The organism is Erwinia sp. MYb375 (assembly GCF_037479175.1).
GTDB classification, from domain to species: Bacteria; Pseudomonadota; Gammaproteobacteria; order Enterobacterales; family Enterobacteriaceae; genus Erwinia; species Erwinia rhapontici.
Map to the genome: position 1 here is coordinate 327,740 of NZ_JBBGZS010000014.1, position 10,600 is coordinate 338,339.

A 10,600-nucleotide genomic window follows, 5' to 3' on the forward strand; every position below is an offset into this window, starting at 1 on the left:
CTTCTCTGATGATGGTACGGCCTGTTGTCGTGCTGCACTGACGGGAAATGCATGCGATGGGTGCTGATATAACGCTGGGTGGGTTAAACGGCCTGAAGGTGTGCATGGTACATCCGGCCAACCGCGAGATTGATGCCGTTGCCGGGCAATTGGTTGCGCTGGGCTGCACAATGTTGCACTGCTGGCCGCTGGCACAGCCGATGCCGCAGGCGGATGTGGTGGTGGTGCGCATCGATTGCCGCTATCGCCCGGCGCTGCTGACCCTGAGCCAGGCGCTGCGCGAGCGCGAGGTGCCGCTGATAGCGCTGGTGAACTATCAGGATCTCGCCGCGCTGGCACTGATGCTGGAACTCTCCCCACAGGCCAGCATCGCCGAACCGCTTAACCCGTTCGCCCTGGCGGCACAGCTGAACGCCTGCGCGCAGGTGGCGCAACAGCTGCGTCATCTGAAGCAGGAACTGACGCAAAGCCAGCGCCGTCTGTTTCTTCACACCAAACTCAGCCGGGCCAAACTGCTGCTGATGAGTGAGCGCCACCTTGATGAAGGGAGCGCCCACCGTTTACTGCGCTCTGAAGCGATGAACCGACGTTGTACGCTGGAGCAGGTGGCCGACCGTATTATTGATGACAGCCTGAACCTCACTCGCCAGGCAGGCTGACGCTGCGTTTTTTTATCAGTGAGGTCGGCGAACAGCCAAAGGCCTTGCGGAAGGCCAGGCTGAAATGTGACATATCGTTAAAGCCGTGATCGAACGCCACTTCGGTAATGCTGCGCGCCCGTCCTTCCAGCAGCACTTTGCGGCAGGCGACCAGGCGCAGCTGCCAGAGTGTGCCGATCGGCGTGCTGTCGTGGGCGGCAAACAGGCGGCTGACGGTGCGGGGGGAAACGTGGTGGGCGCTGGCGAGGCTGGCAATTGAAAGCTGCTGTTGATGCAGGTTTTGCTTCAGCCAGGCGACCATACGGGCATACAGATCCGGTTTGCCTGACGCATCGCTTTTTTGCAGGTTGATGGCGGCGGCAATCAGTTCAAACAACGTGCTGGCAAACTGCCCGGTGTGCCCGGCACTCTCGGTATCACTGTTGTAATCGAAGGCTTCCAGCATCATCTGCCGTAAGGTGGTGACGCCCGGACGATGGGCATCAAGCCTGACACCGGCAAGCGCATCAATCCCCGGTGCGCTGTGATCAAACACGGTGCGCGGCAGGCGGATTATATTGATCGCGGCCTGATCCATGGCGAAGTTAAACGGCCGTGCCGCATCATAAATCACCATATCCCCTGACTGCGCCGTACTGCGGTGACCATTCTGCTCCAGCTGACCGCTACCGCTACGAAACAGCCCGATATAGTAGTCGCTGGCCGGGTGCTGGCGGATGCACTGCGGAGTGCGCTGCCACACCAGCGCGGTGCGCGAGGTATGGCTGGCAATATCAACATCGGCCAGCGTGCTATACGTGAAACTACCCGAGAACTCCGTGGCCTGGGTCTGCTGTGCCCGGGCATTGATCAGCCGCGAACACACGGCATCGCGCCAGGCATCAAAACGGTGGCGGGATTCAAAATCCTCAGTGGAAAAATACTCTTTCATGCTCTTTCCTCGCAGAGTGACCGGGCATCAGCGCAATATTCTTCGCGAACTCATCACTGATACTGCAAAAACAGGGCCATAACGCGCGGACAAAGAGAAAATTAACGGATTTTAACGTAATGATGTTAAAGGGATTTTTTCAGCATGGCAGATGGGCAAAGCCGGGCGCACCATCGCGGGGAGCGGGTGCGCCGCAGCAGGGCGAAAGGTTACAGTTCGGGGTGCATCCGGTGCCACTCGGTCACCTGTTGCCAGGCCCAGCCGCCCTGGATGGCACGGGTTTCATCAAAGTGGGCCGCGACCAGCTGGAAGCCAATCGGTGCACCCGCGGCGGTTTTGCCGCAGGGCAGGGTGATGGTCGGGTGGCCGCTGCTGTCAAACGCGCTGGTAAAGCGCAGCACACCCCGGAACAGCTCGTCGTCGGTGCCGAAGCGGTCCATGGTTTCCCAGGTCAGCCCGGCAAAGCTGTTGGCGGGGGCGAAGATCAGATCGACCTGTTCAAACAGCGCATTAAGGGTGCCGCGCAGGCTGGCACGGCGCAGCCACAGCTTCTGGTACTCCAGCGCACTCAGCGAGTGGCCGAGGTCGAGTAATCCGGCCAGCCCTGGCCCGTACTGGTCGCGCTGCGCCGGGAAGGTTTTTTCATGGGCGACGGCCGTTTCTACCGCGCACAGTGCGCTCCAGTCGCGGGCCGCGTCATCGGTGTCTGGCATGGTGATCGGGACAATTTCTGCCCCCAGCGAGGTCAGGGTGGTGAGCACCTGGGTCAGGGCGCTGCGTGTCTCGGCATCCACGCCGTCCAGCGCCCAGGCGCTGTCGAGGCCGATGCGGCATTTTTTCAGCCCTTTGGTCATCAGCGCCAGGTAGTCGGGAACGGGCTGGGTACTGGAGGTCGGGTCTTTTTCATCGCGCCCGGCAATGGCCTGCAACATGGCGGCGGCATCGGCGACGGAACGCGCCATCGGGCCGATATGGTCAAGCGACGCGGCCAGTTCAAATGCACCGTGGCGGGTGACGCGGCCCCAGGTCGGTTTGATGCCCGTCAGGCCATTGGCGCTGGACGGGAAGCGAATAGAGCCGCCGGTGTCGGTACCTATCGCGCCAAAGCACAGCCCGGCGGCGGTGGCCACACCGGACCCACTGGACGACACGCCGGTCCACAGCGCCTCTCCCCAGGGATTGATGGGATGGGTGACCTCGGGATGGTGATCGGCAAAGGCGCTTTCTGTCTGTACCAGCTTGCCTAAGATGACCGCCCCGGCTGCCCGGAACCGTTCCACTACCGTGGAGTCTTCCGCCGGATAGAAATCTTTATGGATGCTCATACCGTGGGTGGTCGGGGCATCTTTGGTCCAGATCAGATCTTTCAAGGCGATGGGAACGCCGTGCAAGGGGCCACGGAAGTGCCCCCGGGCAATCTCCTCATCGGCCTGCTGCGCCTGTTGCAGTGCGCTTTCGTTCATGACATGCAGGTAGCTGTGCAGCGTCGGGTCGAGGCGGGCGATACGTGCGAGCAGGTGTTGTGTGACCTCGACGGAAGAGAGTTCGCGTGACTGAATACGCTGGCCGACTTCTGACAGGCTGAGATAGTGCACATCGTTCATGATTGAGCTTCCCGTAGGCAAAGTAGAGTTGACCTGTTGAAGCTAAAGCAGTGGGCAACGGCGGGCTTTGTTGAGATGGACAAGAAGTGTGGCGGGGCAGCCACTGAGGTTTCATGGCGCTCCCTATGGTTTCAACGCTGCCATAATATTGCGATAATTTGTTCCGCTCGACCCGTGACGATGGCCTGCAGGATTGTTCAGGTCAACGTTAAGGGCATTTCGCTTTCCCGCTGAGAGCGTCATGTGATGGTGGTTTTAAAACTGACCGCGAGCACAGTTCTTGCGGGGATGGGGCCAGCTTGAGCTAAGCCGGACGTCCCGCGGCAGGGATGCCGCGAGCCGAGGCCCGCAAGGATGCGGGTTTTGCCGATCCGGCGTGCTCAAACTGGCCTCAGACCGGAAGCCAAACTGCCAGCCACAAAAAATGACTGGGGATCTCTCAGTGGTCGGCCCTTGCGCTAAGTTGAGTTTAACCCAACCCGTTCTCCACCAGCGCCGAACGCGAAATATCCGCCACTGATTTCATGCCGGTCAGCGTCATCGCCACGCGCATCTCTTTCTCGATCAACGTCAGCAGATTTTCCACCCCAGCCTGACCTGCTGTTGCCAGCGCATAAAGATACGCACGGCCCAGCAACACGGTATCCGCGCCCAGCGCCATCATCCGCACCACGTCCAGCCCGTTGCGGATGCCGCTGTCGGCCAGAATGGCGATATCGCCTTTCACCGCATCGGCAATGGCGGGCAGCGCACGCGCCGTTGACAGCACGCCGTCCAGCTGACGGCCGCCGTGGTTGGATACCACAATGCCGTCGGCACCGAAGCGCACCGCATCGCGCGCGTCGTCAGGATCGAGGATGCCTTTGATGATCATCGGGCCATCCCAGAACTCGCGGATCCACTCCAGATCGCTCCAGCTTATAGAGGGATCGAAGTTATTCGCCAGCCAGCCAATATAATCTTCCAGCCCGGTGGGTTTCCCGAGATAGGCGGAGATATTACCCAGGTCATGCGGCTTGCCGTGCAGCCCAACGTCCCAGGCCCACTGCGGATGGGTAACGGACTGCAAGTAGCGGCGCAGGGCGGCGTTCGGGCCGCTCATCCCCGAATGCGCATCGCGATAGCGCGCGCCAGGCGTCGGCATATCCACGGTAAACACCAGCGTGGAACAGCCTGCGGCTTTGGCACGCTCGAGCGCATTACGCATAAAACCGCGATCTTTCAGTACATAGAGCTGGAACCACATCGGGCGGGAGATCGCCGGGGCCACCTCTTCAATCGGACACACCGATACGGTGGAGAGGGTAAACGGAATACCCTTCGCCGCGGCGGCTTTCGCTGCCTGCACTTCACCACGGCGGGCGTACATCCCGCACAGCCCGACCGGGGCCAGCGCCACCGGCATCGACAGTGTTTCGTTAAACAGCGTGGTTTGCAGGCTGAGGGTGGACATATCGTTCAGCACGCGCTGTTTTAGCGCGATCTGCGCCAGGTCGTCGACGTTACGTCGCAGCGTATGTTCTGCGTATGCCCCACCGTCAATATAGTGAAACAGGAACGGGGGCAGGATGCGTTTGGCTGCGGCACGGTAGTCGGTTCCGGCTGAAATAATCATCGATTTTCTTCCCTTGTGACATCGGTATCGTCATCCGGCAGGCGGGTGCTGCGCTGCTGCCGGGCTTCATTTTCATGCAGGGTTTTGAGCGTGGTCTGCACAAAACCCAGGTGACTTTTCGCCGCCTGGCTGGCACGTTCCGCATCGCCCGCGAGGATCGCCAGCAGCAGTTCTTCATGCTGCTCCGTCAGGTGAGCAAAAATCGTCGGTACGGTGTACATACGCTGGCGACTGTGTGCCACGGAGGATTGCAGCAGGTCGAAGAAGCCGCGCATGGTCTGTAACAGCACCACGTTATGCGAGGCTTCAGCAATCGCCAGATGAAAGCGCACATCGGCCTGCGTGGCCATCTCCGGTGACAGACTCTCCTGCTGCTGGATGGCGTCAAAACAGCTCTGCAGCTTTTCTTTATCAGCATCGGTCGCCCGCAGCGCCGCATACCAGGCGGTGCTGGCTTCGATGGCATGACGCGCTTCCAGAATATCGTTACGGTAGTCCGGGTCATCTGCCACCAGTGCTTTCAGCGGCTGGACGATGCGTTGTTCCGACCACGGCGGCGGCGCTTCACACAGGTAATATCCCCCGCCGTGACGGCTGAACAGCACCCCTTCACCCACCAGCTTTTTCAGGGCTTCACGCAGTGAGGATCGCGACACCGCCAGTTCATCCGCCAGCTTACGCTCGGCAGGCAGGCGCGCCCCTGCCGGTAGTTGGCGATCGGCGATCAGCGTTCGCAGACGATCGATCAGTGAGCCTGAGGCGGTCATGGGATCATCCAGGTCAGCACGTAGGCCTGTAGCGTGGTGATCACCCCAACCATACAGGTGAAGATCAGGCTGTGTTTCACGGTAAAGCGGAACAGGTCCGACTCTTTCCCGACCAGCCCCACCGCCGCACAGGCAATGGCAATCGACTGCGGAGAGATCATCTTCCCGGTCACGCCGCCCGTGGTATTCGCTGCCACCAGCAGCAGATCGGACACGCCAATCTGCTGCGCCGTGGTGGCCTGCAAGGCGGCAAACAGGGCGTTAGACGAGGTATCCGACCCGGTCAGGAACACGCCCAGCCAGCCGAGGAACGGCGAGAAGAAGGTGAACGCAGGGCCGGTATGGGCCAGCGCCAGTGCCAGCGTGGCTGACAGCCCGGAGTAGTTAGAAATAAAGGCGAAGGCCAGAACCATGCCGATAGAGTAGATGGGCAATGCCAGTTCTTTCAGCGTGCTGCGGAACGTCGACAGGGCATCAGCAGGTTTCATCTTCAGATAGACGATGGAGATCAGCGCCGCCACGATAATCGCGGTACCGGTCGCCGACAGCCAGTCGAATTTAAACACCGCCGCGTAAGGCGTGATGGCGTTGACCACGGGGGGCATCTTCGCCACCAGCTTGTCGAGGAACGGGATGGGGATATTCACCACCAGGTTGTACAGCGCGCCGCCAGGTGCAAACAGCGCCTTGAACGGGGGAATACTCCACAGCGTAACGGTGGCGGTCAGGAACAGGAACGGCATCCAGGCACGGACAATCTGCCCGGTGCGGTATTTCTCCACCACCAGTGGCTGTTCAGGGGCATTATCCGCCGGTTTAAAGCGGAAAATACGCACCGGTTTCCACACGCGCAGGAACAGCGTCAGACATACCAGCGACACCAGCGAAGAGATGATGTCCGGCAGTTCAGGGCCGAGGAAGTTAGAGCTGAGATACTGGGCAAGGGCGAACGATCCCCCGGCCACCATCACCGCAGGCCAGGTCTCTTTGATCCCACGCCAGCCATCCATGATCGCCATGATCCAGAACAGCACGATAATGGTCAGGAACGGCAGCTGGCGGCCAACCATCTGGCCGATCTCAAAGCTGTCCAGCCCTGTGACCTGCCCGGCAACGATAATCGGTATCCCCATTGCCCCGAAGGCCACGGGGGCCGTATTGACGATCAGGCACAGACCCGCCGCATACAGTGGATTAAAACCAAGGCCGACCAGCAGCGCAGCGGTGATCGCCACCGGTGCGCCGAACCCGGCGGCCCCTTCAAGAAAAGCACCGAACGAGAAGCCGACAATCAGCATCTGCAGGCGCTGATCGGGGGTGATCGACAAAATTGAGGCACGAATAATATCGAACTGCCCGGTTTTCACCGAAATTTTATAAACAAAAACAGCAGCGATAATAATCCAGGCAATCGGCCAGAGTCCGTAGAAGAAGCCATACACCACCGATGCCAGCGCGCGATCCACCGGCATGCGGTAAAGAAACAGCGCCACCATCAGCGCCAGCACCACGGTGATGGTGGCGGCGAGGTAGCCTTTCAGCTTGAGCTTAATCAGCGCAAAGAAGAAAAACAGGATAGGGATGGCGGCGATCAGGCTGGATAGCCAGATATTGTTCAGCGGGTCATACACTTGTTGCCAGGGTTGCATGCAGGGTTCTCCAGAGTTTTTCTCCCCCCCTGCTGATTATGGTCCTACCAATTCAGCTGTCTGGGGTTAACAGCTGCTGATAGTTAATATTTTGTTAGTTAAATACAATGATTGTTGCGCAATTTTTGCTTTTCTGTGGCCGGGATGACTGTTTTTTTACGATTGGTAGGACCATGTTGGGCGAAGAAGTGAGGTCAGAGGGGGGAGATAAAAAACGCACCCGCAGCGGATGCGTTGAACAGAAGAGGACCCGATTAACGCCAGGCGCTGTGGCCGACGACCGAATATTTTCCGCCGCCCTGGAACAGGATCGCCAGTGACGCGAACGCAAAGAAAGCCATGCTCTCAATCGCCCAGGCTCCAACCGGGCTCAGGCTGAAGGTATCGCCAAGACCCGCCAGCAGCCACGCCACCACCATGGTGCCAATGACTGTCAGGGCTGACAGGCGGCAGAGAATGCCGAAGATCAACAGCAGCGGGGCCACCACTTCTCCGATCAGTACGCCGTAACCGATGAAGGACGGAAGCCCGTGCGCGGCCAGCATGCCCTGAATGCCGCCAATGCCGGAATGCAGCTTATGCCAGCCGTGGAACAGCATCAGGCCGCCGACCGTCAGGCGCAGCAATAATTTGGCAAAGTCAGGATGAGAAAACAGCTGGTTAAAGCGGGTAAGCGTATTGGCTATCATCATTGTTATTCCCGTGTGAGGTTATCACCAGATAATACTCATTCTCATCTTTGGGAATAAGGGTACTGACGATAGCCTTGTCCAAAGTCAAAAAATGCGGGGAATAGTGGCAAGGTTTCAGGAAAGGCGCTGAGGGGTCAACGGGCTGACCGAAACAAAAGGTCAGCCCCCACAGGAACCGTGTTGCTCCGTGCTGTTGATACCGGCTATCAGAAGCCCATCGTTACGCCTGCATAGTATGCGCGGCCCGGTTCGTTATAAGTCGAAGCACCGTCATTTTCGCGGTAAATCTGCTTATCAAACAGGTTGCTGACGCCGCCTTTCACACTCAGGTTTTTGGTGAACTTATAGTTGAGATTCAGCCCGACAAGGGAATATGCACCAATCTCGGTCGTGGACATAGGGGTTGTTCCTTCCAGACGGCTTTCCACAAATTCACGCGGCTTCTGGCGACCGTACAGTGTCCAGTTCAGCTCGGTGGAGAACTTATCGGTAATCTGATAATCCAGCATCGAGTTGATGGTGTACTTAGGGATGATCGACAGCGGGTTGCCGGTTTTTTTGTCTTTCGACTCCAGCATATAGGTGGCATTAGTCCGCCAGTCGAGCACGTCACGCACCACCGGGATCGTCAGGCTGGCTTCCAGCCCTTCTACCAGGGCTTTGCCACCATTTTCCCATTGCAGGATGTTATAGCCGTTAGAGGCGGTGCCGAGCAGGTCGGTGCCGGAGACGATTTTATTTTTGTAGTCATTGCGGAACCAGGTCACACCCGCGGCATAGCCATCAGCAGCAAACTCCAGCCCCAGCTCTTTATTGACGCTGACTTCGGCATCCAGATTGGTGTTACCCAGCAGATAGCAACTGCCGGTAGCAACCGATGTCGGGCAACCGTTACCCCGGGTGGCCAGCAGGTAGCCTTCGCTTGACTGGTAGAGGTTCGGGGCTTTAAACACCCGCGCAATACCGGCTTTCAGTTTGAACCCTTCACCCAGGTCCTGAGAGAAGTTAAAACTCGGGCTAAAGTTACTGCCGAATTCACTGTGGTGATCAAAACGCAGGCCCGGGATCAGGAAGGTGCCTTCCCATGGCTGGATATTATCTTCGACGTAGAGTGCGGCCGTGGTCGCGCTGTTCTTGCTGCTGCGATTGGCGGGATCGCCCGACATATCGCCGATGATCACGCCGCTGGCATCGGTGGCTGACATGGAGGCGCTGTCGTCCAGCTTTTCGTGATTCCACTCAGCGCCGAGGGTCACGGTTTGCTCAATCCAGCGGTCCATCGGCATATTGGCTTCCGCGCTGGCACGGTAATTTTCCAGTCGGCTGGTGCTGTACTCGTCGCTGTTAATCATCCCTTCCACGCGTCCGGTAGAACCTTCTTTCAGGCGCGTGTTATTGGTTTTTTCATAGTTGAAGGCGAGCTTAGAATCGCCCCATTCCCAGAAGCCGTTATGGGTCAGGCCGTAAGACTGACGGTACAGGCGGTTCGTCTCGGAACCGTATAGCGAGTCGACCAGGCCTCCGGGGCTGATGTTGCCATTGCTGTACTGGGTATCTCCGGCGTAGATATTGCCCTGGCGGCTGTAGCCATAGCTGAAGTCGAGGATCTGCGAGGGGGTCATTTTCCAGGAAACCAGCGCATTAATATCTTTGTTACGCACCCCTTCACGGCCCGCGGCATACGAGCCGTTTTGCGCCTGGTTGATATCGGCGGCATCGGCATCGGTTTTGTTGAGGTTACCGTAGAGGCGCATGGTCAGCGCATCACCCGCCAGCGGGCCGCTCAGGCTGAAGTTGGTGCGTTTTGTGTCACCTTCTTTGCTGTTTTCCGGCTGATTGGTAAACAGCGACAGGGAGCCGTGCCAGTCTTTGGTCGGGCGCTTGGTGTGGATATTGATCACGCCCCCGGCGGCCCCGGAGCCATAGCGGGCGGCGGCCGGGCCACGCAGCACTTCAATACGCTCGACCATTTCAGCAGGTACCCAGTTGCTGTCGCCACGGGTATCACGTTCACCTTTCCAGCTGTAACGCACGGAATTACGCGAGCTGACCGGCACGCCGTCAATCAGGATCAGGGTGTTCTCCGGGCCCATGCCGCGAATATCAATCTGGCGGTTGTTACCCCGGCTGCCGTTGGCACTGTTTCCGGTCAGGTTGACCCCGGGCATTTTGCGGATGATGTCGGACAAATCGTTAACGGGCGGATTCTTCGCAATATCCTCTGCCGTGATGATAGAGACGCCAGGTTGTTGTTTTAACTCCTGTTCCGCTGTTTTTTGTACCAGCAGCACATCCTCCACTTCACTGGCGGCGGCGGTATCATCATCGGCACTGGCTGTTCCGGCCAGCATGGCGGTCAGTAGCAGTGCCAGAGGGTGTAATCGAAAGCGTCCGTTCCTGTTCATCGCATCATCTCAAAGTGTTTGGTGTTGTAAGAGAATGTGCATGATAACGATAATTGTTATCATTTCCATGGTGTGAAATACGAATCCTTAAAATCTCCACAATTGGCCACTTTTGTCAGTAAAAGTCAGCGGTGGAATTTTATTTGCTAATAATCAAGTCATTACAATCTTCATATTTGCTTCGCAATCTTCTTATTTGCTACGGATTGTGAGGTTTGTCTGTTTTATGAACAGCAAATGCCATGTTCTGTCTACCCATCCTGTCAGGCAGTCGTTAT

General features: G+C 58.1%; 8 protein-coding genes. 1 reads left to right on the forward strand and 7 read right to left on the reverse strand.

The window, feature by feature from the left end:
• Positions 1–56 precede the first annotated feature (56 nt).
• On the forward strand, positions 57–659 hold the full coding sequence (locus tag WH279_RS08050) for an ANTAR domain-containing response regulator (protein WP_159337392.1): 603 nt from the start codon (positions 57–59) through the stop codon (positions 657–659).
• On the opposite strand, the gene WH279_RS08055 is transcribed toward WH279_RS08050, so the two are convergent.
• The 7 genes from WH279_RS08055 to WH279_RS08085 form a co-directional block, all read right to left on the reverse strand.
• Positions 640–1,590, reverse strand: coding sequence for a helix-turn-helix domain-containing protein (locus tag WH279_RS08055; protein WP_133843633.1), 951 nt, complete (start codon positions 1,588–1,590; stop codon positions 640–642). The two genes, WH279_RS08050 and WH279_RS08055, sit on opposite strands and share 20 nt — an antisense overlap.
• A 209-nt stretch (positions 1,591–1,799) precedes the next feature.
• Positions 1,800–3,194: an amidase gene (locus WH279_RS08060; protein WP_339455706.1), complete on the reverse strand. Its 1,395-nt coding sequence runs from the start codon at positions 3,192–3,194 to the stop codon at positions 1,800–1,802.
• Positions 3,195–3,663: 469 nt separating this feature from the next.
• Positions 3,664–4,809, reverse strand: a complete 1,146-nt coding sequence (lldD, locus tag WH279_RS08065) for an FMN-dependent L-lactate dehydrogenase LldD (protein WP_159337394.1) — start codon at positions 4,807–4,809, stop codon at positions 3,664–3,666.
• Positions 4,806–5,576 (reverse strand): transcriptional regulator LldR, encoded by a 771-nt coding sequence (gene lldR / locus WH279_RS08070; RefSeq protein ID WP_339455709.1) that lies wholly within the window; start codon positions 5,574–5,576, stop codon positions 4,806–4,808. The genes lldD and lldR overlap by 4 nt, the downstream gene beginning before the upstream one ends.
• Positions 5,573–7,225, reverse strand: coding sequence for an L-lactate permease (gene lldP, locus WH279_RS08075; RefSeq protein WP_133843623.1), 1,653 nt, complete (start codon positions 7,223–7,225; stop codon positions 5,573–5,575). Before lldP ends, lldR begins: the two co-directional genes overlap by 4 nt.
• 254 nt (positions 7,226–7,479) lie before the next feature.
• The gene (locus WH279_RS08080) at positions 7,480–7,914 is read right to left on the reverse strand and encodes a DoxX family protein (protein ID WP_339456249.1); all 435 of its coding nucleotides are present in this window, start codon (positions 7,912–7,914) and stop codon (positions 7,480–7,482) included.
• A 209-nt stretch (positions 7,915–8,123) separates the two neighbouring features.
• On the reverse strand, positions 8,124–10,322 hold the full coding sequence (locus WH279_RS08085; RefSeq protein WP_339455711.1) for a TonB-dependent siderophore receptor: 2,199 nt from the start codon (positions 10,320–10,322) through the stop codon (positions 8,124–8,126).
• Positions 10,323–10,600 lie beyond the last annotated feature (278 nt).